Below are 24,076 nucleotides of genomic sequence, written 5' to 3'. Positions count from 1 at the left end.
AACTGCACGGTAAGCATTTGATTTAATTCACAAACATTTGGCGAAAAAGTAAGTAAATAATGATCGCCTTAGATCGCGATCGTTCGTTTTTGGTGTTATTTACACGGACTTAATTTTTTGGCACCTGTTTTGACCGATTTACTCACTAAAAATTATGCTGAACTTTGAGTAAACATATCCAATTGCTCCTCGCCCTGGCACAGTTCTGGCTGTAACTCTGGGTCAGGTTTTGCGCCGGTGCGTTTCGTGTAGTGCGAAAAAGAAAGATGTAGAACAAACACTTCTGCGCAATTCAGGTTTAGACACTGGCAATACAGTTCGCGCAATCCGGTGGCCAATCGCTTTGATGACGCTATGCGCCCTTGTGATAAACATCGCGGACACTCGACCATAGACTTTCTTGCCAATGAAAAACCCCTTGTTTAATGCAATAAATCAATTGCTAAACTCTCAAGAAAAACAATAAAAAACCAACCAAAACAAGCGAGCTTAATTCATAAAAAGTATAACAAAATCACTGGGTTGAATCATTGTTTGTAGGCGTTTTTCATCGCCTTTTTCATCAAAAAAACAGATGAATAAACTCCCTAAAAACAATGATTAAAATGGTCGGTTTGACATCAATTAAAAGCAAAATTTAACACCATTTAAGTAGTGTTAAATTTATTTGCTTGCGTACCTCATGGCTAAGTCTGCTTTGCGGTTCATCAGCATCAACGCCTTACTAAAATGCTGCTGGGTAACATGAAAGCGAGCGTAAGCTCTGACCGCTGGCACCCCTTCGACTAAATGAGCGCGCAGCGCATTTTTTTTATTTTCACTGGTGATCCCCGTCAGTTGCAGCAATATTTCAAACTGCTCTGGTGATTCACAGCCTTGCACGAGTACCTTCATTGATTTCGCTCCAACAGCTTGCTGTTTTTTGGCCACGCTTTCATTTCTGCAACCAACTCATCTAGCGGAATAGTTCCAATATCGTGGTAGCGGTATGGGTCATTAAGCAGTTGGCCATCATCAACCACCATTTACCACTACCTCCATCTATAGTATTGTTTTGCTCGCTATTTCCTTTTAATTCAACATTTAACTAATTGAGTTTTAAATTATGAACATCTACGAAGCAATAGAATATGCCAAAAAAAACTATCAGAAATTATTAGATTCTGATGAGCAGGTGGTTGGAATTTCCTTCATGTTTGCTAATAACCGTATCTGTTTTCAAACCTTGCAAATATCTCTATGCGAAGAAGCCAAAGAAGATGGAATTGACTATTTCTGCGCATCAATAGCAACTGCATACGCCCCTGATCCCGGATATGGGGATAGTAATTTTGTTAGTGATGCTGACGTTCAAGATTTCATTAGTCAGCTTCCGCCCGTTGCTAAATATTTGTCTTATAACATTTACAGCGATGATGTCGGAAGTTCATTTGATGTACTAGAAACTGTGCCAGCTTTAAAAAATTTCTTCCCACAACTTCCTGAACCTGACAGTGTTGATCTTACTGATTTCATAAAACAAGCAGTTAAGCTTATTCAAGAATTAAACTCACCTGTCACCAATAACATCCCTAAGTAAACTTTTTCAGCCATCAGCAATTGCCCTTAGCTTATTGGCAATTTTTTATGGCTGAATTAATTATGTCTGCTCGACATTTTCATGGCTGCACCAGCTTTCATACTCATTAAAATCCATTCTTTCTGATTGTTCAGGAGGTACCTCACCCATTTGGAAAAGCAAAAGCTTCCATTGCTCTAGGATTGGATTTATTTCGCTAGATAGAATGGCTCGCCACCAATATTGATTATCTTCAAATCGCTGGCGAACGCTGCTAAATGCTCTTACGACCGGTTCGGTATTCAAAAACTCTCCATTGCGTAATCTTGCTGACCAGCTTCTAGCGCCAACTGCCCAGTTAAGAAACTTAGAAAATTCATTTTTCCCCGTAACAGTTAGCTGGAAATCACGCGCCCACACTTTGCGCTTGCGTTCACTAATAAATTCCGCGTTGGTTTTTATTTTCTGCTCAAGATCCCTGATGCGCTTTCGAACTCGCTGCGCCTTATCTGCGTCAATATTTTTTAGAACGGAAAAATCACGCTTGGCCGTTGCCAATTGTTCATTGGCTTTTTTGAGTAGTCGCCTAGTTGGTCGCTCCCTTGCCTCAAGCTTGCTATTCACTTCACCAATAATTGACGCCATATGTTCAGCGTGAAATGACTCGATAAGCTCCCATGCTGGCGCACGAACAGCAGCAGACATGCCGTAACGATTGCCAATGATTTCGCCTTGGTCAGCGCTTTTGTAATCGCCGCCTTTGGTCAAGTATCCAATGGCTTTAATGATGTAACTCCCTGCCGATTCTGGGTTGCGAATGCGCTCAATGTGCGCTGTGCCATGCCCCCACATTTTCTCAATTCGAGCCGCCCAATCACAAAATAGATATGGTTCAACCTCCCACGCAAAAAGCACATGAACGTGGGGGTTATCGTCCCCACTCGCACTCTTGGGGTTTTCGGAAACCCAAATATAATCTAGCGGTTCTTTGCAGCCATTAACCTTGGCGTTAGCGCCTATACACTCAAAGCCATTTTGAGCCTTCAACACTTTATTGCGGCAAGACCAGCCACGCTTACGCATAGCGTTGGCCGCATCCATAAAACGACTAACTTCACCGCCGATAGTGATTTCACCTAAGGTGATACGCTCCCGCGCTTCCTTGTTGAATGTGAAGGTGAAAAATGACTTAAACCCACCGCGAGCTACCGCCATGTATGCTCCCGAATCAATGATTTTACTTACCGCCTTAGGCGTTAACGCTTTGGTAATGCGCTCGCCCGCTTGAGTTGGTGGCGGAGTTGATGGACTAGCCGAGCACTCAACCCTAACGCGCCATTGATTAGACCATTGACGATGCAGAACCCGAAGGACAGCTGAACGCCCCGCGCCAATGCGCAACGGACTACGAATTTCACCCGTATCAAAACAAACTGCGCCATTGCCATGAAAACCAGGCGCAAACGGAATCTCATCAGGCGCAGCATGGCGCACTACATGAGGCGGCTCAATTTCTGGGGCAACCACGCCACGACCCGCCAGATAGTCGCTAAAACTACTCAGTGCGCGGTGCTTAAGAGCGATTTCAGCGGCCTTAGAGTTTTTTGTCGGACTTTTGCACTCCTTGACGAGCCTATTGCCTTTCGCCACTTCGCGGCGCCCTGCGGGGCTAAATTCGGTGTAATTTCCTGAGCGCCAATTAGCAGATAGTCGCCTAACTTCGGCAGTCATTTTTGACGCCGACAATAATTGCGCTTCATCTGGTCTTGCGGAAATAGGCGAGCAAAAAAGAAGCCCGACAGAGTTAGCGGGCTTTTGGGGGAGGGGCGGCAAGGTTTCAGGAACTTGCACTAAATTTATATTTGATTTGTTCAAGTTGCTTTTCTCATTCTGCCAGTAGTTAAACTTCGAGCCATAAAGGGAATGTGATCGTGATTTTTACAGCAGAACTCAGCCTCTAATCACATTCAACAGGCTGAGTAGTGATGCATCTCAAGAGGTTTGTTGCATCAAGCATTCCGAACCCCTACATGGGGCGTGGTCGCTTCACATTTATCTAACGAAATTAATTCTCTACGCTGGAACATCAAATGTGTTCTCTTTACAAGCCCTCGATACAACTCATTAATTGTTTCTGGTGCTCCAACGTGTTCAATTGACATTAAATAGTCACTAATCTCATTACTAATGCATTTACGTAGATGTTCTATACCTTCTTGGCTTAATTTTTGGTGTTGCCATTCAGAACCAGTCAGTACTTCACCTTCAATAATGACTTCGCTTGCAGGTAGTGCTGTGACCAAAAGAAGCCTATCTTTTCCGTCTGCCGAGATAGCTGCGACTGTTGATACCGGATACATAAGTTCAAGCACCTTTAAAAAATCAGATGCCACATCATGTTTTTCCCCAATAACCTTGCCGCTGGCATTTGTTTCAGCAACGTAAATTGATCCAGTTAACTCTGATAAATATAATCTTGGTTGTTTCATGATTGATTTCCGTCTTTTGCCAGCTTGCGGCCGCACATTGGGCAGAAGCCACAGGTGACCTTGATTAGTTTTTTTGTAAGGTTTGCTTTTGGTTGTCTGTTACCCTTGAGTTCACGATAAGTCAGTTCGATTTCTGGATTTACTGGGCAAAAGTCGCCAGTAAGAAAGTAGGAGTAGCCCTGCCAGCTAGCATCAAACTCAGTGACCTCGCCCACATTTTCCTTAAAGTGCTCTTTGGCTCTGGCTAGTGTGTCGGCGAAACAAGTGCAAGTGGTCTTCATTTTTTCTTGAAGCATTAACGTGTCGGTATGGTTTGGATTTTTAGTGTGTGCAGTTTTCATTTTGTTGGTTCCTCAGTTGTTTCTGCTAGGCCTTCTTGCACTTCTTTGATGCAGCTAGGGCAGGCGATTGAACAGCATTCAGAAGGCGTTTCGTAGCTATGCCATCCTTGGGATGCTGCGGTTTTAGCGGCATCACTAACGCTGCCACTACCAAAAAAGTCGATATATAAGGTTTTGTCACACATGAAGCATTTGAGCTCATAAACAGAGGCGATATTGATTTCGCTCTTTTCTACGTCTGCAAGTTTCATACGAACTCCTTGAATTGATGCATGGTTAGCTGGTCGTTCAATGCGCAATTGAGTGACGCACACAAATAGCCAAGCGCGGGGTCGCATAAAACATGGATGGCAACACGCTCAATTCCTTTTCCCATGCCGCGGTATTGAGCAGCATCTAAGGGCAGCTTGCGCTCAAGCGCTCTGGCGTGACGCGCATACACGTCTGCCAATAACTTGCGAATTTTCAAATGAACATGATTGGTTAAATCGAACTGTGGTGACTGGGCTTGCGTATTAATAATGCTTGCTGCTATGCTCTGTTTCATCATTTGATGTTTCTCATTAAGTTCATTGATGATATGAGCCATAACCGTTGGTGCGGTTATGGCTTTCTTGTTTCTGGCTTACTTCGTTTGCCCCCTAATCCATGTCGTTGGCGTAACGCCCTTATTAAAATCCTGCTGCGTTCTCTTTTTTCTGGGCTAAATTCATCTAATGCAGGGATGTACACCCAATCGGGCACCTCAATAGTGGTGCCCTTTATTTTCCGGTAATTCATACCTGATATTCAGTTGATGGCGCTCGCATATCCCACTGAGCTGCTTCTGCGCATGTTTTATACATGGCCACAAGATTGACGTAGGTCTTTTCATTTTTACCTGCCTGCAAAATAGGTAACTTCCCTAACTTTGCTTGTTGACGCACACGGTCAAGACCTTGACCAGATCGGCGGGCATATTCCTCTAATGTCACTGCTGGTATATCGAGCGCAATCACTACTTGAACTGTCTGCATTTTGTTAAACTCCTTAGGTTTACTAATATTTACTACAAACACCGTAAGTTCTTACGGTATTTGCGTATATTCACCGTAAAAAGTAGAGGTGTCAAGTGGAGATAACACAAAGATTAAAATTAATAAGGAAGGCGGAGTCGCTTTCGCAAAAGGGATTTGCAAATGCTTTAAGCATTTCTGTAGGAACTATTGAAAAGTATGAGATGGGCTCGTCCTCTCCAAGCGGGACGATTTTAACCAACATAACAAACCATCCTCGCTTTCAGAAATACACGCTATGGCTGATGACGGGCACTACGGCGCCCGAGTCCGGTCAAATTTGCCCGGCTTTCTCAACTCAAGATGCGCAAGAATCTATAAAGAAAAAAGCTTAACAATAAATGCAACAGCGTTTTATCGCTGGAATATGCAAGGGGGCTGTTATGTCAATTAAATCAGTCCCTAACGGTTATATGGTCGATGTGCGCCCGCAAGGGCGAGATGGAAAGCGCTACAGGAAAACCTTCAAGACGAAAGCTGAAGCGTTACAGTTTGAACGGTGGGTTATTGCCACTAAGAATGCGAATGACTGGATAGAAAAACCTAGGGATGCAAGACGACTTAGCGCCCTGATTGAACTTTGGTATAGCCACCACGGACAATATTTAAAAAGTGGCGATGAAGACTTAAGAAGTTTAAAGCGAATTGATAAGTTATTAAATTACCCAAAAGCGTATCAAATTGAAGTTAGGCACTGGCTTGATTTTCGTAGCAAACTCACCGCTCAAGGTATAAGTCCAAGCACAATAAATCGCAATCAGATGCTATTAAGTAGTGTATTTACTGTGTTGATAAAAGCAGGTGATTTCTACCAAGAACATCCGCTGAAAGGACTAGCTAAGATGAAGATTAGAGCTAGAGAAATGACATTTCTATCTTTAATAGAAATACAAACTCTACTTAATAACTTATCTGGGGATGCTTTGAAAATTGCTAAGGTTTGCTTAGATACCGGTGCTAGATGGAGTGAGGCCGCAAACCTCAAAGGTAGTCAACTGGCAAATGGTAAAATAACTTTCGTAGATACCAAGAATGGCAAGAACCGTACGATTCCTATAACGCTTGAGTTGTTTAAGGAAATCCATACAGGGAAAAATGGAAAGCTATTCATGGCATCTTATAGTGATTTTCGTTCAACGATAAAAAGTCTTGGATTTGAATTACCAAAGGGGCAAGCCGTGCATGTACTAAGACATACCTATGCGAGCCATTTTGTAATGAATGGGGGGAATATTCTGACGCTACAGCGGATTCTTGGGCATTCAACTATTGCACAGACAATGAGCTATGCACATTTGGCTCCTGACCATTTACAGGATGCTATAACTTTTAGGCCACTGTCCACAATTTGACAAAAATGAATGCCTAATAATTACTTTGTATACCAAGGAAAAAGGTATAACTAACTGAAAACAAAGGTAAGCTATTGTTTAGCTTACCTTTAGAATCGCACCATTAGGTGCGTTTTTGTCTGTCATGATGCAGGTGTTATTCGCAGTCATTATTCGCAATAGTTAAACAAAGAACGCACAGTTTCTAACGTAGCATCAATGTGCTTGATATTGGATGGGCTAATAAAGATTGTATCATCCCCTGCGATAGTGCCGAGGATACCTTCAGACTTGCCCATGGAGTCCAGCAGTCGCGCAATTAATTGCGCCGCGCCGGGGCTAGTTTTCACCACTATCATGGCTTGGTTATGATCAACATCTAGCACTAAGTTTTTAAGTGGGCTACCTGCGGTTGGCACGCCAAGCTCAGCAGGCAAACAATACACCATTTCTTGCTTAGCATTGCGGGTACGCACAGCGCCAAACTTGCTGAGCATACGCGATACTTTAGACTGGTTTATGTTGGTAAAACCTTCAGCTTGCAAGGCATGTACAATTTCGCTTTGTGAACCAAATCTTTCTTCTTTTAAGACGGCTTTGAAAGTACGAACTAAATCATCTTGATGCTTTGAGGTCGACATATAGGCTCTATTATATTCATGAAAACTATTACATTTTGAATATAAGGCGGCTATTAGTCAACATAATTGCGATTATTGTGAATAAAAATTCACTGTGAAATTCCTGTTTATATTTTTGTTTTATTCGACAAATTCAATTTGTTATCAACTTACAACCTCAGACTAACGGATAATTGCTATTCTGTTGACGATGAAGTAATGTTGGCGTAACAAGGAATTGGATGTATGTCACAAATATCTTAAAGATACGGAGATTATTATGAAAGTAGCTGTTCTTGGTGCCGCCGGTGGTATTGGTCAAGCCCTAGCTTTACTGTTAAAAACTCAGTTGCCCGCAGGTTCTTCCCTCTCTTTATATGATATTGCTCCTGTGACCCCAGGTGTTGCCGTGGATTTAAGTCATATCCCAACAGCAGTCACGGTCAAAGGTTTTGCTGGTGAAGATCCAACGCCAGCCTTAGTTGGCGCTGATATCGTATTAATCTCTGCTGGTGTGGCGCGTAAGCCTGGCATGGATAGATCGGATTTATTTAATATCAATGCTGGCATAGTGCGTAATCTCATTGAAAAAGTGGCGATTACTGCACCAACAGCCTTGATTGGTATCATCACTAACCCAGTTAACACTACCGTTGCCATTGCCGCTGAAGTGCTGAAAAAAGCGGGCGTGTATGATAAGAAACGTCTGTTTGGTATTACCACTTTGGATATTATTCGCGCTGAAACCTTCGTCGCTGAAGCTAAAGGTCTTAATGTCGCTGACGTTAAAGTTAATGTGATTGGCGGTCATAGCGGCGTGACTATTCTGCCGTTATTGTCACAAATTGAAGGCGTGCAATTTAGCGATGCTGAAATTGCTAGCATGACGCAACGCATTCAAAACGCTGGTACTGAAGTGGTTGAAGCTAAGGCCGGTGGCGGCAGCGCGACTTTGTCTATGGGTCAAGCCGCATTCCGTTTCTGCCAGTCTTTAGTCAAAGGCTTAAATGGCGAAGCGAATGTGATTGAATGCGCTTATGTTGATGGCGGCAGTGAGCATGCACAGTTTTTTGCTCAGCCAATTTTACTTGGCAAACACGGCATTGAAAAAGTACTGCCTTATGGCCAAGTCAGTAGCTATGAAGCTCAGGCTCGTGATGCCATGTTAGATACTTTAAAAGCTGATATCGTATTAGGTGTTGAGTTCGTAAAGTAATAGATTCGCTTTACTAAAGCGCCTACGGGCGCTTTTTTTTTGTGTGCAAAAGCCTAAACATTGTTTAAGTAATAAGTTAGCGTCATTGCATTTAGGGTAAAAGAACATTATTTATGGAGTATTAAGTGTATGAATCAACAGACATCACTACCAATTCATCAAGCAATTATTAAGATCACTAACCTGCGCCTTCGCACTTATATTGGCTTTAATCCCGATGAAATGGATAAGCAGCAAGACGTGATTATTAATATTGAAATTCATTATCCCGTTGGTGAATCCTTTATTAGCGACGATGTTAGCCATGCCTTAAATTATAAAATCATCACTAAAAAGATTATTCAACACGTTGAAATGGGTAAGTTTAAGTTGCTAGAAAGACTGACTGCCGATGTCTTGCAGCTTTGCTGTGAGCCTGCGCAAGTGACATTTGCGCGCGTAACGATAGATAAACCCCATGCTCTTAGGTTTGCAGATTCAGTGTCTTTGACCTTAGAGTTTAGCCGTTAGACCTGATAACAAGATGGTGTCATTGATTTAGGTTGAATCCTCACCATTCATAGTAAGAATTGCCGCAACTGCTATGCTCTATTTACTAGTAGCCATTGATGTTCTTCAGATTCGCACTCGTTGATAATCTTGAATATCAAATCAGGGATGAAACATAATGTTTAATAAAGCATTAAAAGCGCAGCTCGCGGACGCAGAAATCAGGTTGCAAGAGACGGAGTCGTTCATTCAGGCCATTAAAGACAGTGTCGCTTGTATCGAATTTACCCCAGATGGCACAATTTTAGATGCCAATTCTCATTTTTTAGGCGTCGCAGGTTATACCTTGGATGAAGTTCGAGGTAAGCATCACCAAATATTTTGTACTCTTCAATATCGCAACAGCCCTCAGTATCGCCAATTTTGGACGGATTTAGCCTCGGGTCGTCCACAATCGGGAACCTTAAAGCGCGTGAATAAGCAAGGTGAAGACGTTTGGCTCGAAGCGACTTATTTTCCTATCCGCATCAATGGCACTGTCCATAAAGTCATGAAAATTGCAGCTGATGTGACACTGAAGAAGCAACATGCTGATTCTCAAGCGGCAGTATTTGATGCCTTAAATCGCTCGCAAGCTGTGATTGAGTTTACTCCTGAAGGTAAGATACTGACAGCTAACGCTAATTTCATTTCGGCTATGGGTTACAGTCGCGAGCAAATTATTGGGCAACATCATAAGATGTTCTGTTTTGATAAGTTTTATCAGGATAATCCCAATTTTTGGAATGAACTAAAAAATGGTCAATTTAAGACAGGTCAATTTGAACGCAAATTAGCATCTGGCCAAAGTATCTGGTTAGAAGCCACTTACAATCCGGTTGTTGATGAGTTTGGTAAAGTCTGTAAAGTCATTAAATTTGCCTCAGATATCACCAATAAGATCAATCAGGATAACGCAGTGCGTGATGCCGCAGGCATTGCTTATACCACCTCGGAAGAAACTGCCAGAATTGCGTTGCAAGGCGCAAGCTTATTAAAAGCTACGGTTGAAACCTCCAATGTGATTGTTGCTCAAGTGAATAAAACCACAGTGTCTATCAATCAACTCAATGAGCAATCAAAAAGCATTGAAGCGATAGTCTCCACCATTAGCGCCATTGCTGAGCAAACCAATTTATTGGCATTAAATGCGGCGATTGAAGCGGCGCGGGCGGGCGATCAAGGTCGCGGCTTTGCTGTGGTGGCTGATGAGGTGCGGCAATTAGCCGCGCGTACCAGTCAATCGACCGATCAAATTGCTGCAGTTGTGAGTGAAAACCGTGCATTAACGGCAAGCGCGAATGAATTAATGAATAAAGTGGCGCATACGGCTGAAAGCGGTAAGCAGCAAATTAGCGAAGTTGTGGCGGTCATGGATGAAATTAAACGCGGCGCTGATAATGTCTCTAAAACTGTCTCTAATTTAAATATTGGCTAGGCTCCTGATTGAGTCTACCTAGTTAATGATTAACTAGGCTCGCCATTACCCACCTTATTGGTGGGTTTTTATTGGCACAAGCTTAGGTTTTGTAGCTTAATAGCACTTAGGTGTTAATGTTTGGCCAAAGGGAGTGAGTATGAGTTTATTAAATGCCTTAATGGGCAATGCCAGTGCCGTAGATTTAGTGGAATTAGACACTGAACTTAGGCCAATTCTGGCCGATAGTGAAACAATAGCACTGGCTTATAAGATGGTGCGCGACTTGTTTATCTTTACGAACAAGCGTTTAATCTTAATTGATAAACAAGGCGTTACCGGCAAAAAGGTGAGTTATCAATCTATCCCTTATAAGTCGATTACCTTTTTTGAGGTGGAAACCGCAGGCCGATTTGATTTGGATTCTGAGCTAAAATTGTGGATTTCTGGGCAAAAAGAGCCGTTAATTAAAGAGTTAAAGCGCGGCACTGATGTGGTTGAAATTCAGCGCACCATAGCCAATTTTGTACTTTAACTGCTTGAGCTTTAACTAACTAAATCATAAAAAAACGCGACTTAACGTCGCGTTTTTTATGGCTAAAATAGCACTGGCATTAATCTTGGCTGTGAGCAGTTTTATGGTGCTCTCTGCTTGGCTCTTTGTGATCATGCATCTTGGTCTTGTGATGCTTATGTTCATCATGCTCATGGCGATGCGGATGAGTTTGCTCGGGATGCTTGTGTCCTACAGCGTCGCCGCCATGTTGAGTGTGTGGATGGCTTTGCTCGTGCTCACGATAGTCATGATGATCTTTATCATGTTGATGTTGCAAGCCATCATCATAACGGCGCTCCATCTTTTCATGCTCAAATTCAGCAGTGTGTTGAACGCCATGGCTAGTTTGCTGATGCGCGCCTTGCTTGTGGTCATGCTTACTCATAATAACAATCCTTAAATAACCTATGGCTTAAGGCTACGCTTAATCAGCTTGCAAAGTGTGATATATATCAAGTTAGGTGCAGTCATAAATTAAGCTTAATCCATCTGCGGTTCATTATTGTGAGGCTATAGCTTGGGTTATCCTTTAGTGTCACTCAAGTTTTTAATTTTATTAATGACTGCGACTAAGCCGTTGGTTCTTGATGGACTTAGTTGCTGACTTACCCCCAATTGTTCAAAACAGGCGCTGGCATCAAAGCCCGCAATTTGCGCCGCTGTTTTGCCTTGTACGCCGTTTAGCACTAGTGCGATTAATCCTTTAATGATGCGAGCGTCGCTGTCGATTAAGAAGTAATGCTGTTGTTCGATAGCAAGATGGTAAAGCCACACCTGGCTCTCGCAGCCTTGAACTTGGGCGCTGTCAACTCGCCATTGGCCATCAAGGCTAGGTAATTGCTTACCGAGTTGCATCAATAAGCGGTATTTATCTTGCCACTGTTGCTGCAACGCTAATTGGTTCACGGCTTGCTCTAGCGCGGCAGTATTCCACTGAAATTGCTCAGGGGCTGGCATTATCATCTCAATATCTCCAACACTTGCGCCATGGCGTCTAAAAATTGCTGAATGTCAGCTTCTGTGGTGTAAATGCCAATAGATACGCGGCAGCATCCACTTATGCCTAGGCTGCGAATTAAGGGTTCAGCGCAGTGATGGCCGCAGCGAATGGCAATATTCATTTGATCTAATAACATACCAACATCTTGATGATGCTCATTATTGATATTAAATGCGACGACGGCTAGGTTATCGCTATGAGCACCATATAAGGTGATGTTGGGGAAGGCGCTAAGACCTGTTTGCAGCCTGTGCAATAATGCCTGTTCACAGGCTTGCCAGTTATTTGGCAGAGCCTTGATAAAATCTATGGCGCCGCCAAGGCCAATGACTTCGGCAATCGGCGGGGTGCCGGCTTCTAGCCTATGGGGAAGCGCGGCAAATTCACTGTGCTCAAAACTCACTGAGGCTATCATCTCGCCGCCAGTCATCATGGGCGCGAGCGTATCTAGTGCTTGATAGCGGCCATACAGAATGCCAATGCCAGTCGGGCCATACATTTTATGGCCTGAGAATAAGTAAAAATCACAATCAATAGCTGTAACATCGACAGGCATATGGGCAATGGCCTGCGCGCCATCGACAACCGTTAAGGCGCCATGCGCTTTGGCTTGCTGGCAGAGATTTTGAATGGGACTTACTGTACCCAATACGTTAGAGACATGGCTTAGCACTACGATTTTGACTTGATGCTCAGTTAATAGCTGCGCATAGGCGGCGTTATCAACACGCAGGTTAGCATCTAAGCCTATGGCGATTAACTTGGCGCCAGTGCGTTTGGCCAATTGTTGCCAAGGCACAATGTTGGCGTGATGGTTAGCGCTATCAATTAATATGGTATCAGCGTCCGTCAGTAAATCAGTTAAACCAAAGGCCAGCATATTGGCGCCCATAGTCGTGCCTGAGGTAAAAATAATCTCTTCACGGCGCTTAGCATTAATAAATACTTTGGCTTTATCTCTTACGCTTTCAAAATCTTGAGTGGCGCTCGCGGATAATTGATGAGCAGCGCGATGCACATTGGCATTATGCTGACTGTAGTAATTATCCATTAAGCGAATGACATTGCGCGGCTTTTGACTGGTAGCTGCAGTATCTAAATAACAAATAGGTTGGTTATTTAGCAGGGGAAATTGACTGCGAAGATCGCTTTGCCAGCTAAAGTCTGACTCAAGTCGTGTCGGCATAATTGTTAGAAACCAAGAGCATGAAAAGGGCCTCGGGATCTTCAAGGATCTCGAGGCCTATTGCAAGCATGGATTTATGGGCAAGGCACGGGATATTGCTTGGCAAGCTCATTGAGGGCGAGCTTAATTTCAGAGCTTAAGGCGAGCGATAGACTACCTATGTTTTCACTGAGCTGGGCTAAATTGGTGGCGCCAATAATATTACTGCCCACAAAGGATTGTTGATTGACAAAGGCGAGGGCGAGTTGCGCTGGGCTCAGTTGATGTTGATGGGCTAAATCAACATAAGCTTGAGTGGCATCGAGGGCTTGCTGATTGTTTGAATAGCGATTAAAGCGCTTAAACACTGTCATGCGTGCGTCTTCTGGCCATTGGTTATGGCAATATTTGCCGCTTAAGGCACCAAATGCCATGGGCGAGTAAGCTAGCAGTGGCAAGGATTCACGATGACAAATTTCGCTCATACCAATTTCAAAGCTGCGATTGAGTAAGTTATAAGGATTTTGCACTGAAACAATGCGCGGCAAGCTATGCTTTTCAGCCAATTGCAGATATTTCATCAAGCCCCAAGGCGTCTCATTTGACACCCCGATATAGCGAATTTTACCGAGGCGGATCATTTCAGCTAAGGCTTCAAGGGTTTCAAGGATGGGAGTAAAGTGCTCGTTTTCCTGCGCCTCATAATTTAATTGGCCAAAGAAGTTAGTATTGCGATCTGGCCAATGTAGCTGATAGAGATCAATGCAATCAATGCCTAAGCGCTGTAATGAGCCATCAACCGCTTGCTGGATATTATTCCAATCTAGCGCCATGTTCGGCCGGATATAGTCACTCTTGCCACCTGGGGCTGAAATTTTAGTGGCAATAATCAACTGATCGCGGTTACCTCGCTCCTTGAGATAACGCCCTAAAATACGCTCGGTTTCACCTTGTGTTTCGTGCTTAGGCGGCACCGGATACATTTCTGCGGTATCGATAAAATTGATGCCTTTACCTATGGCAAAGTCAAGTTGTGAATAAGCTTCGGCTTGAGTATTTTGTTCACCCCAGGTCATAGTTCCAAGGCAAAGTTTGCTGACATTAAGAGAAGAATGGGGCAGGCGATAATATTCCATTGGCACACCTTTAACTAAATGATCTCTGTGAATTTCAGGCTAACAGGACAAGACACATCTGCCTAGTCTTGGCTGTTTATATGTCTAAAACTTAAACACTTGTCGCTATGGCTAGTCAAAGTGAATGCATTAGAGTTGCTTTAACATAGCCAATTCACAGGAGTTATGGCCAGTATTGCCTTTAGCGGCGCATAAAGATTCAAACCCAAGGGATTGATACAGGGCTATGGCTTCCGTTAAGCGGGCGGTGGTTTCAAGGTAACATTGCTGATAACCCGCATCCTTTGCAAATTGTAAGGCGTGCTGGGCTAAACGACGCGCCAAGCCGCGCCCGCGCATACTGGGTAAAAAGTACATTTTTTGCAGTTCACATATTTTATCCGCGGGATCACTACCTACTAGCGGCGCTATGCCGCCACCGCCGAGTAACTTGCCCTGATAACTTATGACCCAATAACTACTGCCATTGGCTTGATACACAGCTGCCAAGCTATCCAAAGTGACATCCGCTACGGCAAAGCCTTGGTCGGCGCCTAAGCCATATTCAGCGGATACTTGGCGAATGATACTAGCAATGGCCTGATTATCTTTAGGTTCAATCTCTCGTAATTCAAACCCTTGTTGTAATTGGCTTTGACGAATAGCTTTATGTAAGCGCGTTATATGTTCTTGTTGCTGCTGCCATTGCTGCGCTGTGAACTGAGCTTGAATTAAGCCGAAGCGCTTATCCACTTGGCTTTGATAATCTAAATATTGCAGCCTTCCTGCTGGAGTTATCACGGCCATGCGCGCGCGGCCATCACGGTTCGAATCTAGCATGTTAAGCCAGCCGTGCAGCGCTAGCTGCTTGAGTTGGCGACTGGCATTGGATTTATCCACCTTAAATAGTTGCGCTAAGGCACTGACGCCAAGGGCTTGCTGGTTAAGCTGTTTTAGATATTGAAACTGTAACCAGTTAAGTGCATGGGACTCTATTTGCGTGAGTTGAGCGAGGTCGTCTTGCAGTTGCATCACAGTGGTTAGCATTCCTTGTTCTGTGGCTGTCATAAATTAGTATCTCGCAGGATGTAATAACGGCGCCATGGCTAAAATAATGGCTTGCACGTAATTGCTTTGACGGCTCGCTACCCCATTGGTGAGTAGACCGATAGCGCCGCCTGCTTGCTTAACATTGACGGTATTAAACATGGCGTCCATGACATCACCTAGCTCCTCACCTGCAACTAAGCCGTCATAGACTTGTGTTGGCAAGGGCAGGCTAGCACTGCGATTAACGCTGAAGGTGTCTTGGTGGGCTATCACTATATAAGCAAAGGTGGCCGGTCCATCTTCAAACATATCGACGCCGCCTTCCATGGCAAGAAAATAATCCGCCTTGGCATGAGCTTGACAAAATTTGACGCGATTGAGGGCACCAAGGCGAGTTTCACTGGCCGTCATAGGTTGGTCATTAACCCCGGATGGGGCATCAAGTCCGCGGCATTCAATGGGAACATCTGGAAATAGCTCAGTGAAAGCTTGCTGCGCTGCGGCAATTTTCACCGGATTCAGTGAGCCCACTGTAATGGAGATAAGTTGACTTGCCATCTAAAAAGTTACCTTACATTATTTTTCATGCGATTATTTAATGCTTTGTTTGAATATTGTTGCGCTTTAGGTATCTTGCTTATGACATTGTGCCATAGCGCTTAGCTATCCCCAAGTGCTCATCAAGGCCAAGCTTAACTTAGACTTAGCCCCAAAGAGTCGCGAGTGCAGCTCAGTCGCTAAGCACCAGCACGCTGAGTAAACGGCAGCATTTATGCTAACAACAAAGCTTACTGTCAATGGAGTGCGCCCTGTCGGCATTAGGTCGCACGGGTAATCAAATAAGGATAACAATAATGAAATTCAACAGACTCATACTCGCCATGATGGGAGTGACTAGCTCACTCTTATTGGCTGGCTGCAATAGCGATAGCAATGATGCTGTCGGACCTGAAGTCGCCGAGGTGCCAATTTTTGCGCCAGACGGTAAGCTCAGCGCTAGCATAAAGCGCACGACTTACGGTGTGCCCCATATTCAAGCCGATAATTTGCAAAGTTTGGCTTATGGCAGTGCTTATGTGCAGGCGCAAGATAACTTGTGTATCTTGGCCGATGGTTTTATTAAAGCTAACTCTGAGCGTTCACTCTATTTTGGTCCGCACGCCTCACTTGATTTCACCACAGGTATGCCAACGAGTGAAGATAACGGCAACTTGATTTCTGACTTTGGTTATAAAGCTTTAAAAGTCCGATCAATGGCCGAAGCTAAATGGCCAACCATGACTGATAAGTCTAAAGCGTTAATCATGGGCTTTGTGTCTGGCTATAACCAATATTTGGCGGATATCGCTTCTGGTAAAGAAAGTCAGCCAGAACCATTTTGCGCTGGCAAACCTTGGGTTAAGCCGATTAGTGAAGTCGATTTCCTCACTTATATATTCTCGATCACCGCATTACCGGGCGCAGCTAACTTCTTAGATTTAATTTTTTACGCCAACCCTGGCGATGGTGATGAATACTTACCGCGTATTGTTGGACCTGCGCCGGCTAATGAACAGTTAGCTACTGCGCGCCAGCAATTTACCACTGAGCTTGAGGGCAAACTGCTAGCCCATGGCAATAACATCACCTTACCTGAAAAAAATCCAAGAGATTTAGGCTCTAACGGTTGGGGCCTTGGCCGCGATAAAACTGAAAGTGGCCGCGGCATGGTGCTTGGTAATCCGCATTTTCCGCACACAGGTAATTTACGTTTTTGGCAATCTCATACCACTATTCCTGGCCATTTAGACATGATGGGCGGCTCATTAGTCGGTATGCCTGGGCTTATTAATATTGGTTTTAATAAAGATTTAGCCTGGACTCATACTTTCTCAACGTCTGAGCATTTTGTGGTGTATAACTTGGAGCTTAAATCTGGTGATCGCATGAGCTATCTCTTTGATGGCGCATTAAAACCTATCAGCAAAGAAACAGTAAAAATTAAGGTTAATGCTGGGCGCGCTGGGATTTTAGTGGCTGAGAAGGATATTTATCTCACCGCCAAAGGACCTATGCTAGAAGCGCCGGCATCAGTCGCGCCATTTGGTTGGACTGATACTCAAGCCTTTATGGTTCAAGATGTTAACTCAGGCAATAGCGATCCGTTAGATCAATGGCTCGCCATGAATATGGCCACTAACTTGGATGAATTTACTCAAGCCATGAAAGACTATGATGGCTTAATTTTCAATAATACTATGTATGCCGATAAAGAAGGTAATGCCTTCTATATTGATGACTCTGCAGTGCCTGGTTTGTCAGAGGCCGCCGTTGTACTGTTAAAAACCTCACCTGATATCAATGCCGCAAAATCCAAGGCAGGCTTTACCATTTTGCCGGGTAACACGTCTATGTTCGCCTTCGATGGGCCAACAGCTTATCAATATGCGCCGAAAATGCTGCGCAGTGACTTTGTGCAGAACTCTAACGATTCTTTTTGGATGACTAACCCGAGTGAGCCATTAGTCTATTTCTCACCTATGTATGGCAATCTTAATAAGGCGTTATCGCTGCGTACTCGCATGGGACTGAGCTTGCTGCAAACAGGTGGCGGCAGTGATGGCAAATTTAATTTAGATGAACTTGAACAAGTCATGCTAGGTAATCACATCTATTTGATGGACTTAGTTGGTAGCGATTTGATTGCTCAATGCCAAGCGCAAGGCAGTACGCCCGTTGCCGTATCCGCCACTCAACAAGTGGATATTAGCGCGGCATGTGCGGCGCTTACGCAGTGGAATGGCCGTCAAGATACCGACAGTATAGGCGGCGCACTTATTCGTGAGTTTGCGCATTTGTTTGATCAAACAAAGCACTTAACTAGCGTGTTTGATGCCACTAATCCTGTGACTACGCCAAACACCTTAAACAAGGATGGCAGCGCGTTAGTAACCTTAGCGCGCGCAAGTTTAAACTTGGAAGCGGCAGGCTTTACTGTGGCAGCGCCTCTTGGGGATGTACAATTTGTCGAGCGCTCCTTGCCTAATGGATTGCCTAGCGGGCAGCGTTTACCTTGGCCTGGCAGTCATCATGTAGAAGGCGGCTTTAACGTGTTCTCTACCCGTTTAACTGGGGATGACACCTTAATACCTCAGCATAGCTATCCAAGTTCAGTGGATGCGTTAACCAAAAAGCCGCTAGCCTCTGGTCTAACCGCTGAAGGTTATCCCATTCGTTATGGTTCAAGTTGGATTTTCTTGGTTAACTTTACCGATGAGGGGCCAGAGGCTCGTGGGATTTTGACTTATTCGCAGTCGAGTAACATTCAGCGCGCGGAATTTGCCGACCAGACTGAGCGTTATAGTCGCGGTGAAGGCTTAAGGCCGCTGTTGTTTACCTCAGCGGAGATTGAAGCCAACCTAATTTCTAGCATGACGTTAACTAACAAGTAATAGATTACGAGTGGTTGAGCAAAGCCGCAGTCTAGACTGCGGCCTTTGGCATTTATATCTTATTAAGTGTTTGTAATTTAATGATTTATTTTTTTGTGGAGTTAGCGCGGTTGTAAAAGGTGAGGTTAGTTGTTAAATATTAACAGTTTCGATAGTGATGCAGGTCTCACTAATTAAACACCTCTTTGGCGCTCGTCACGAAATTGCTATATTTGTGATCTACAAAGGTTTTTGCTAGGGGCGATTTTTTTGAGTAAGATTGATCGCAAGTCATTTAGGTAATCTCGGTGTTGCGGTTGGTCGTTCTTTTTGTGAATTTAACGCTGCGCCTTTGGAATAAAATAACGTCAAATTGGCGATCTAGATCTCAATATCGGTTTAATCTGAAATTTCATGACTTAAATTAGCGATTCCACATGTTTTTTGCAGCATAAAACGCTATCCTTTGCGCAAATAAAATAAATATTAGCTGTTTACAGTGCAAAGGTAATTATATGCAAAAAAATGCGACCGGTGCTCAAGCACCAACCGAGACCAAGGGCGTTAAACTGCCTTGGACCCGTCAAGATACCACTTGGATGCTGAGCTTGTTCGGTACTGCTGTTGGTGCTGGTATTTTGTTCTTACCTATCAATGCTGGTATGGGCGGTTTTTGGCCGCTAGTTGTGATGGCTATCTTGATTGGTCCTATGACTTATCTGGCTCACCGTGGCTTATCTCGTTTCGTGTGTTCTTCAAAAATTGAAGGCAGCGACATTACTCAAGTAGTTGAAGAGCATTTTGGTAAAGGCGCTGGTAAAGCCATCACTTTACTGTACTTCTTCGCTATCTATCCAATCGTATTAATTTACGGTGTTGGGATCACCAACGTTGTTGATAGCTTCATGGTAAACCAATTAGGCATGGAATCTCTGCCACGTTGGATATTATCTGGCGTTCTGATCTTAGGCATGATGTCTGTGATGATCGCAGGTGAGAAACTGATGTTGAAAGTAACTCAGTTCCTGGTTTACCCATTAGTGGCTATCCTGGCATTTATGTCTCTGTACTTAATCCCTAACTGGAATACTTCTGCATTAGAGCAAATCCCAGCGGCTGGTGATTTCTTAGGTACTATCTGGTTAACTATTCCAGTACTGATTTTCGCTTTCAACCATTCACCTGCGATTTCACAGTTTGCGGTATCGCAAAAGCGTGACCATGGTGTGAATGCTTCTCGTAAAGCGGACATCATTTTACGTAACACTTCACTGATGCTGGTTGGCTTCGTGATGTTGTTCGTATTCTCTTGTGTATTGTCTCTGACTCCAGCGCAGTTAGCTGAAGCAAAAGCACAAAACCTGCCTATCCTGTCATACTTAGCCAACGCTCATGACAGTGCATTTGTGACTTACTTCGCTCCACTGATTGCCTTTATCGCCATCGTATCGTCTTTCTTCGGTCACTACTTAGGTGCTAGCGAAGGTATGCGTGGTCTGATTGTTAAGCAGTGCGAAAGCTCTGGTAAAAAAGTGAATGAAGCCGGTATCAGCAAGTTTATCCTTGGCTTCATGTTCCTAACTATCTGGGGCGTTGCCATCATCAACCCAAGTATCTTGGGCATGATTGAAGCTCTGGGTGGTCCAATCATCGCGGCTATCTTGTACCTGATGCCTATGTACGCTGTGTACAAGGTTCCAGCTCTCAAGCAATACCGTGGTCGTGTAAGCAATATCTTCGTTATTATTGCTGGTCTGTTGTCTATGACCGCTATCCTGTTCGGTTTACTTGGCTAATCCCAAGTCAGTCTAAACAGTGTTCCCAAGGATCGGGCCATTTGGCCCGATTTCTGCGTTTTTGAGGTTATATAGTTATGTTTAGCGCATTTGATATTTTTAAAATTGGTGTGGGCCCTTCGAGTTCACATACTGTTGGCCCTATGAAAGCGGCTAAAGAATTTATTGATGATTTACGTTCGAAAGGAAGCTTACGTGACATTACCAAAATTACTGTGGATGTGTACGGTTCACTGTCATTAACCGGTAAAGGTCACCATACTGATATCGCTATCATCATGGGTTTAGCTGGTAACAGCCCTGAAAATGTTGATATTGAAGCTATTCCTGAGTTCATTCAGCGTGTTGAGCAAACTGGTCGTTTAGCTGTAGGTCTGCATTGCCATACTGTTGATTTCCCAAGTGATGCAATGGTTTTCCATACTGAAGCTTTGGCTTTGCATGAGAATGGCATGAAGATCCACGCATGGGTGGGTGACAAGCTTGAGTACAGCAAGACTTACTACTCTATCGGTGGTGGTTTTGTGGTTGACGAAGAAAACTTCGGCAAAACTGCAGCGACTGATATTACTGTGGCTCATCCTTTTGCTAACGCTGAAGAATTACTGGCGATTTGTAAAGAAACCGGTATGAGCATCAGCGCCATCATGATGGCTAATGAAATGTCATTCCGCACTGAAGAAGAAGTTTATGCTGGCTTTGGTCGCGTATGGAATGTGATGCGTGAAGGTATCGAGCGCGGTTGTCATACTGAAGGCATTTTAGCCGGCCCACTGCGTGTTCCACGTCGTGCTCCTGCCTTATACCGTCAATTAGTTACTGGTGAGCGTTTATCTGCTGACCCTATGGTAATTGTTGATTGGGTTAACATGTTTGCCTTAGCTGTGAGTGAAGAAAACGCTGCCGGTGGCCGCGTAGTAACTGCCCCAACCAACGGCGCTGCTGGTATCATTCCTGCGGTAATCGCTTACTATGACAAGTTCATTCAAAGCGTGGGTCAGAAAGAATCTACTAAGTTCTACTTAGCTGCTGCCGCTATTGGTTCTTTATACAAGCGTAACGCTTCTATCTCTGGCGCTGAAGTTGGCTGTCAGGGTGAAGTCGGTGTAGCTTGTTCTATGGCTGCTGCAGGTCTGGCTGAATTGATGGGTGCAAGCCCAGTACAAGTATGTATCGCTGCTGAAATCGGCATGGAGCATAATTTGGGCTTAACGTGCGATCCAGTAGCTGGTCAAGTACAGGTGCCATGTATCGAGCGTAACGCGATTGCTTCAATGAAAGCGATTAACTCAACTCGTATGGCGATGCGTCGCAGCTCTGAGCCAACCGTGAGCTTAGATAAAGTGATTGCTACCATGTATGAAACCGGTAAGGACATGCTGCCTAAGTACCGTGAAACTAGCCAAGGTGGTTTAGCCATTAACGTCATTAACTTATAATGACTTAATCGCAAGCCTTTGCTTACAAACCACAATCGTTGATTGTGGTTTTTTTTTCCTAAAATTTATGTCGCTAATTAGGCTGCGAGTTCAGAGCTTATCGGGGAATTACGGAGCTGAGTTGTCTAAGTCTGGCATTAGACTAAAGTCGTAAGCTTGCTACACTAACTCTTATGCATGGTCATTAATTAGGTGTAGCAATGAGTAAAGTGCAAGATAAACCCTATCAGTATCCAGCAGTTCCTGCGCCGTCATTTTCCACTCGAATGTTAGTGGTTCATTTTGTGTTAACCATTATTACCTTAGGTTTGTGGGGGCTGGTATGGTGGATACTTGTGCTCAAGGCCGAAGGGCGACAATTTCATTTGTTTTCGGCATTTGATGAGGCTTATTGGCAGCACTTAATCTTAAGGGAGCAACCGCCATCATCCCTGTATCCACAGCAGTTTGATGCAAATCCCGCTAAATCTGAATTTAGCGCATAACCGCAGGGCGGCGCGCCGTTAAATGTGATGCAGATCACCCGCGTCAATTTTGTGTCTGTGGTAGACTTTGCCCCCCTTTTTTGGGCTGACGCTCAACACCATGGATGGACGTCAATTTACTGCATAACAAGGTTTGCCTACCATGACAAAAACTGCTTCTTCACCCCCGCGACCGACGACTTGGGCGCGCTGGTTATCTTTGCCTCTATGGAGCCAAATCTTGATTGGTATGGTCCTAGGTATTCTGGCAGGTATCATCTTAGGTCCTGATGCGGTGGCGTTAAAACCCATAGGAACCTTGTTCGTTAATACCATTAAGATGTTGATTGTACCGTTGGTGTTTTGCTCCCTGATAGTCGGTGTCACCTCAATGCAAGATACAGTGAGCATGCGCCGTGTTGGCTTTAAATCCTTCGCTTTTTATTTGGTGACCACAACCATAGCTATCAGTATTGGTCTGGCTATCGGCGTATTGATTGAACCTGGTGCTGGCTTAGGATTAACCACTACTGTGACCTCTGATGTCATTGTTGCCGCGCCATCACTCATGGATACCTTAATCAATATTGTTCCGACTAACCCCATCGCTGCACTCGCTAATGGTCAAATATTACAAGTAATTGTTTTTGCAGTGGCTCTAGGTATTGCGCTAGTGCTGATTGGCGAACAAGGCAAGCCTGCTATCGCGTTATTTACAAGCTTGGCGGAAGCCATGTATAAGCTTACCGATATGGTGATGAAGCTCGCTCCTTATGGCGTGTTTGGCTTAATGGCATGGGTGGCCGGTGAGTATGGCGCCGCGATGTTACTGCCCTTAATTAAAGTGATTTTTGCCGTATATCTTGGCTGCGCGCTGCATATTCTTGGCTTTTATTCCCTAGTGTTAAAACTGATGGCAGGCTTAAGCCCGCAGCAATTTTTTAAAGGAATTAGTAACGCCATGGCTGTGGCATTTACCACCTCAAGTACTGCAGGGACATTGCCTGCAAGCATGAAGTGCGCCAGTGAATATCTTGGTGTTAATAAGAAGATTTCAAGCTTTGTGTTGCCCCTTGGCACTACCATTAATATGGATGGTACTGCTTTATATCAGGGGGTTACCGCACTATTTGTGGCACAAGCCTTTGGTATCAGTTTGACTTGGGTGGATTACCTGACGATAGTGTTAACAGCAACCTTAGCATCGATTGGAACCGCGGGTGTGCCGGGCGCAGGCTTAGTTATGCTGACCTTGATATTAACTACCGTCGGTTTACCCCTTGAAGGTGTCGCTTTGATTGCAGGAATTGATAGGTTGCTTGATATGGCGCGAACTGTTGTCAATGTATCAGGCGATTTGGTTGCGACTACTGTGATTGCTAAGTCTGAAAATGCGCTTGATGAAGAACATTATAATGCCGATATTCAAGACAGCGTACGTATGGCGAATGAAGCTGAGCAGAAGCAAGCATGAGTCAGTAAAGACAACCGCAAGGTTATCAGTTGTAGCCATTAAAAAACCGCCA

27 protein-coding genes are annotated in these 24,076 nt (G+C 44.2%); 12 read left to right on the top strand and 15 right to left on the bottom strand.

Annotated features, from left to right (window positions below; translation table 11 throughout):
• Positions 1-152: 152 nt before the first annotated feature.
• Together AC1HDP_RS09460 and AC1HDP_RS09455 are read right to left on the bottom strand one after the other, a co-directional pair.
• A complete protein-coding gene (locus tag AC1HDP_RS09460) occupies positions 153-392 on the bottom strand; it encodes an ogr/Delta-like zinc finger family protein (protein ID WP_479639787.1) in 240 nt (79 codons plus the stop codon).
• A 271-nt stretch (positions 393-663) separates the two neighbouring features.
• Positions 664-930, bottom strand: coding sequence for a PapB/FocB family fimbrial expression transcriptional regulator (locus AC1HDP_RS09455; protein ID WP_479637172.1), 267 nt, complete (start codon positions 928-930; stop codon positions 664-666).
• A gap of 175 nt (positions 931-1,105) precedes the next feature.
• Here AC1HDP_RS09455 and AC1HDP_RS09450 point away from each other — a divergent pair, with 175 nt between their 5' ends.
• Positions 1,106-1,579 (top strand): hypothetical protein, encoded by a 474-nt coding sequence (locus AC1HDP_RS09450; protein ID WP_479637173.1) that lies wholly within the window; start codon positions 1,106-1,108, stop codon positions 1,577-1,579.
• A 60-nt stretch (positions 1,580-1,639) separates the two neighbouring features.
• Here AC1HDP_RS09450 and AC1HDP_RS09445 read toward each other — a convergent pair whose 3' ends face one another.
• The 6 genes from AC1HDP_RS09445 to AC1HDP_RS09420 form a co-directional block, all read right to left on the bottom strand.
• Positions 1,640-3,433, bottom strand: a complete 1,794-nt coding sequence (locus tag AC1HDP_RS09445; RefSeq protein ID WP_479637174.1) for a rolling circle replication-associated protein — start codon at positions 3,431-3,433, stop codon at positions 1,640-1,642.
• 134 nt (positions 3,434-3,567) lie between these two features.
• Complete coding sequence (locus tag AC1HDP_RS09440) at positions 3,568-4,047, bottom strand: DUF7446 family protein (protein ID WP_479637175.1); 480 nt, start codon at positions 4,045-4,047, stop codon at positions 3,568-3,570.
• Positions 4,044-4,388, bottom strand: coding sequence for a hypothetical protein (locus AC1HDP_RS09435; RefSeq protein WP_479637176.1), 345 nt, complete (start codon positions 4,386-4,388; stop codon positions 4,044-4,046). The genes AC1HDP_RS09440 and AC1HDP_RS09435 overlap by 4 nt, the downstream gene beginning before the upstream one ends.
• Positions 4,385-4,639 carry a hypothetical protein gene (locus AC1HDP_RS09430; protein WP_479637177.1) on the bottom strand — a complete coding sequence of 85 codons (255 nt, stop codon included), beginning with the start codon at positions 4,637-4,639 and terminating at the stop codon, positions 4,385-4,387. The genes AC1HDP_RS09435 and AC1HDP_RS09430 overlap by 4 nt, the downstream gene beginning before the upstream one ends.
• Positions 4,636-4,938, bottom strand: a complete 303-nt coding sequence (locus tag AC1HDP_RS09425) for a hypothetical protein (RefSeq protein ID WP_479638554.1) — start codon at positions 4,936-4,938, stop codon at positions 4,636-4,638. Before AC1HDP_RS09425 ends, AC1HDP_RS09430 begins: the two co-directional genes overlap by 4 nt.
• Before the next feature lie 226 nt (positions 4,939-5,164).
• Positions 5,165-5,404 (bottom strand): DNA-binding protein, encoded by a 240-nt coding sequence (locus tag AC1HDP_RS09420; protein ID WP_479638553.1) that lies wholly within the window; start codon positions 5,402-5,404, stop codon positions 5,165-5,167.
• A gap of 95 nt (positions 5,405-5,499) precedes the next feature.
• Between AC1HDP_RS09420 and AC1HDP_RS09415 the strand changes: the two genes are divergently transcribed.
• On the top strand, positions 5,500-5,778 hold the full coding sequence (locus AC1HDP_RS09415) for a helix-turn-helix domain-containing protein (RefSeq protein ID WP_479638552.1): 279 nt from the start codon (positions 5,500-5,502) through the stop codon (positions 5,776-5,778).
• A gap of 48 nt (positions 5,779-5,826) precedes the next feature.
• Positions 5,827-6,795: a phage integrase gene (locus tag AC1HDP_RS09410; RefSeq protein ID WP_479638551.1), complete on the top strand. Its 969-nt coding sequence runs from the start codon at positions 5,827-5,829 to the stop codon at positions 6,793-6,795.
• Positions 6,796-6,944: 149 nt separating this feature from the next.
• Here the strand turns inward: AC1HDP_RS09410 and argR are convergent, their stop codons facing one another.
• Entirely contained in the window at positions 6,945-7,415 is a 471-nt protein-coding gene (gene argR, locus AC1HDP_RS09405; RefSeq protein WP_140933519.1) for a transcriptional regulator ArgR, read from the bottom strand.
• 259 nt (positions 7,416-7,674) lie between these two features.
• Here argR and mdh point away from each other — a divergent pair, with 259 nt between their 5' ends.
• From mdh to AC1HDP_RS09385, 4 genes are all read left to right on the top strand, one after another.
• Positions 7,675-8,610, top strand: coding sequence for a malate dehydrogenase (gene mdh, locus AC1HDP_RS09400; protein WP_479638550.1), 936 nt, complete (start codon positions 7,675-7,677; stop codon positions 8,608-8,610).
• Between the two features lie 153 nt (positions 8,611-8,763).
• A complete protein-coding gene (gene folX, locus AC1HDP_RS09395) occupies positions 8,764-9,120 on the top strand; it encodes a dihydroneopterin triphosphate 2'-epimerase (protein WP_479639868.1) in 357 nt (118 codons plus the stop codon).
• 157 nt (positions 9,121-9,277) lie between these two features.
• Positions 9,278-10,576: a methyl-accepting chemotaxis protein gene (locus AC1HDP_RS09390; RefSeq protein ID WP_479638549.1), complete on the top strand. Its 1,299-nt coding sequence runs from the start codon at positions 9,278-9,280 to the stop codon at positions 10,574-10,576.
• A 139-nt stretch (positions 10,577-10,715) separates the two neighbouring features.
• Complete coding sequence (locus AC1HDP_RS09385) at positions 10,716-11,090, top strand: PH domain-containing protein (protein WP_140933515.1); 375 nt, start codon at positions 10,716-10,718, stop codon at positions 11,088-11,090.
• Positions 11,091-11,169: 79 nt separating this feature from the next.
• Here the strand turns inward: AC1HDP_RS09385 and AC1HDP_RS09380 are convergent, their stop codons facing one another.
• The 6 genes from AC1HDP_RS09380 to yjjX form a co-directional block, all read right to left on the bottom strand.
• Positions 11,170-11,496 (bottom strand): cation diffusion facilitator family transporter, encoded by a 327-nt coding sequence (locus AC1HDP_RS09380; RefSeq protein ID WP_479638548.1) that lies wholly within the window; start codon positions 11,494-11,496, stop codon positions 11,170-11,172.
• A 137-nt stretch (positions 11,497-11,633) separates the two neighbouring features.
• Positions 11,634-12,074, bottom strand: a complete 441-nt coding sequence (locus AC1HDP_RS09375; RefSeq protein WP_479638547.1) for a SufE family protein — start codon at positions 12,072-12,074, stop codon at positions 11,634-11,636.
• On the bottom strand, positions 12,071-13,297 hold the full coding sequence (locus tag AC1HDP_RS09370; protein ID WP_479638546.1) for an aminotransferase class V-fold PLP-dependent enzyme: 1,227 nt from the start codon (positions 13,295-13,297) through the stop codon (positions 12,071-12,073). Before AC1HDP_RS09370 ends, AC1HDP_RS09375 begins: the two co-directional genes overlap by 4 nt.
• A gap of 74 nt (positions 13,298-13,371) precedes the next feature.
• Entirely contained in the window at positions 13,372-14,412 is a 1,041-nt protein-coding gene (locus AC1HDP_RS09365) for an NADP(H)-dependent aldo-keto reductase (protein ID WP_479638545.1), read from the bottom strand.
• Positions 14,413-14,541: 129 nt separating this feature from the next.
• Complete coding sequence (locus tag AC1HDP_RS09360; protein ID WP_479638544.1) at positions 14,542-15,459, bottom strand: GNAT family N-acetyltransferase; 918 nt, start codon at positions 15,457-15,459, stop codon at positions 14,542-14,544.
• 3 nt (positions 15,460-15,462) lie between these two features.
• Positions 15,463-15,999, bottom strand: a complete 537-nt coding sequence (yjjX, locus tag AC1HDP_RS09355; protein WP_479638543.1) for an inosine/xanthosine triphosphatase — start codon at positions 15,997-15,999, stop codon at positions 15,463-15,465.
• A 296-nt stretch (positions 16,000-16,295) separates the two neighbouring features.
• Here yjjX and AC1HDP_RS09350 point away from each other — a divergent pair, with 296 nt between their 5' ends.
• From AC1HDP_RS09350 to AC1HDP_RS09330, 5 genes are all read left to right on the top strand, one after another.
• Positions 16,296-18,872 (top strand): acylase, encoded by a 2,577-nt coding sequence (locus AC1HDP_RS09350; RefSeq protein ID WP_479638542.1) that lies wholly within the window; start codon positions 16,296-16,298, stop codon positions 18,870-18,872.
• Positions 18,873-19,366: 494 nt separating this feature from the next.
• Positions 19,367-20,647: a serine/threonine transporter gene (locus AC1HDP_RS09345; RefSeq protein WP_479638541.1), complete on the top strand. Its 1,281-nt coding sequence runs from the start codon at positions 19,367-19,369 to the stop codon at positions 20,645-20,647.
• A gap of 77 nt (positions 20,648-20,724) precedes the next feature.
• Positions 20,725-22,086: an L-serine ammonia-lyase gene (locus AC1HDP_RS09340; RefSeq protein WP_479638540.1), complete on the top strand. Its 1,362-nt coding sequence runs from the start codon at positions 20,725-20,727 to the stop codon at positions 22,084-22,086.
• Between the two features lie 200 nt (positions 22,087-22,286).
• On the top strand, positions 22,287-22,571 hold the full coding sequence (locus tag AC1HDP_RS09335) for a hypothetical protein (protein ID WP_479638539.1): 285 nt from the start codon (positions 22,287-22,289) through the stop codon (positions 22,569-22,571).
• 142 nt (positions 22,572-22,713) lie between these two features.
• A complete protein-coding gene (locus tag AC1HDP_RS09330) occupies positions 22,714-24,024 on the top strand; it encodes a dicarboxylate/amino acid:cation symporter (protein WP_479638538.1) in 1,311 nt (436 codons plus the stop codon).
• Positions 24,025-24,076: the final 52 nt, after the last annotated feature.

The sequence above is a fragment of the Shewanella sp. ISS20 genome, assembly GCF_056522965.1.
The sequence above is the reverse complement of the archived record's forward strand: the minus strand, read 5'-3'. Positions and strand labels throughout refer to the sequence as shown.

Coding starts and splice junctions, on each gene's coding strand:
- AC1HDP_RS09385 (WP_140933515.1), top strand. CDS start 10,716: ATGAGTTTATTAAATGCCTTAATGGGCAATGCCAGTGCCGTAGATTTA.
- AC1HDP_RS09360 (WP_479638544.1), bottom strand. CDS start 15,459: ATGACAGCCACAGAACAAGGAATGCTAACCACTGTGATGCAACTGCAA.
- AC1HDP_RS09460 (WP_479639787.1), bottom strand. CDS start 392: ATGGTCGAGTGTCCGCGATGTTTATCACAAGGGCGCATAGCGTCATCA.
- AC1HDP_RS09390 (WP_479638549.1), top strand. CDS start 9,278: ATGTTTAATAAAGCATTAAAAGCGCAGCTCGCGGACGCAGAAATCAGG.
- AC1HDP_RS09380 (WP_479638548.1), bottom strand. CDS start 11,496: ATGAGTAAGCATGACCACAAGCAAGGCGCGCATCAGCAAACTAGCCAT.
- AC1HDP_RS09430 (WP_479637177.1), bottom strand. CDS start 4,639: ATGAAACTTGCAGACGTAGAAAAGAGCGAAATCAATATCGCCTCTGTT.
- AC1HDP_RS09335 (WP_479638539.1), top strand. CDS start 22,287: ATGAGTAAAGTGCAAGATAAACCCTATCAGTATCCAGCAGTTCCTGCG.
- AC1HDP_RS09370 (WP_479638546.1), bottom strand. CDS start 13,297: ATGCCGACACGACTTGAGTCAGACTTTAGCTGGCAAAGCGATCTTCGC.
- AC1HDP_RS09425 (WP_479638554.1), bottom strand. CDS start 4,938: ATGATGAAACAGAGCATAGCAGCAAGCATTATTAATACGCAAGCCCAG.
- AC1HDP_RS09375 (WP_479638547.1), bottom strand. CDS start 12,074: ATGATAATGCCAGCCCCTGAGCAATTTCAGTGGAATACTGCCGCGCTA.
- AC1HDP_RS09350 (WP_479638542.1), top strand. CDS start 16,296: ATGAAATTCAACAGACTCATACTCGCCATGATGGGAGTGACTAGCTCA.
- AC1HDP_RS09330 (WP_479638538.1), top strand. CDS start 22,714: ATGACAAAAACTGCTTCTTCACCCCCGCGACCGACGACTTGGGCGCGC.
- argR (WP_140933519.1), bottom strand. CDS start 7,415: ATGTCGACCTCAAAGCATCAAGATGATTTAGTTCGTACTTTCAAAGCC.
- yjjX (WP_479638543.1), bottom strand. CDS start 15,999: ATGGCAAGTCAACTTATCTCCATTACAGTGGGCTCACTGAATCCGGTG.
- AC1HDP_RS09450 (WP_479637173.1), top strand. CDS start 1,106: ATGAACATCTACGAAGCAATAGAATATGCCAAAAAAAACTATCAGAAA.
- AC1HDP_RS09420 (WP_479638553.1), bottom strand. CDS start 5,404: ATGCAGACAGTTCAAGTAGTGATTGCGCTCGATATACCAGCAGTGACA.
- AC1HDP_RS09365 (WP_479638545.1), bottom strand. CDS start 14,412: ATGGAATATTATCGCCTGCCCCATTCTTCTCTTAATGTCAGCAAACTT.
- AC1HDP_RS09345 (WP_479638541.1), top strand. CDS start 19,367: ATGCAAAAAAATGCGACCGGTGCTCAAGCACCAACCGAGACCAAGGGC.
- AC1HDP_RS09435 (WP_479637176.1), bottom strand. CDS start 4,388: ATGAAAACTGCACACACTAAAAATCCAAACCATACCGACACGTTAATG.
- mdh (WP_479638550.1), top strand. CDS start 7,675: ATGAAAGTAGCTGTTCTTGGTGCCGCCGGTGGTATTGGTCAAGCCCTA.
- AC1HDP_RS09340 (WP_479638540.1), top strand. CDS start 20,725: ATGTTTAGCGCATTTGATATTTTTAAAATTGGTGTGGGCCCTTCGAGT.
- AC1HDP_RS09410 (WP_479638551.1), top strand. CDS start 5,827: ATGTCAATTAAATCAGTCCCTAACGGTTATATGGTCGATGTGCGCCCG.
- AC1HDP_RS09440 (WP_479637175.1), bottom strand. CDS start 4,047: ATGAAACAACCAAGATTATATTTATCAGAGTTAACTGGATCAATTTAC.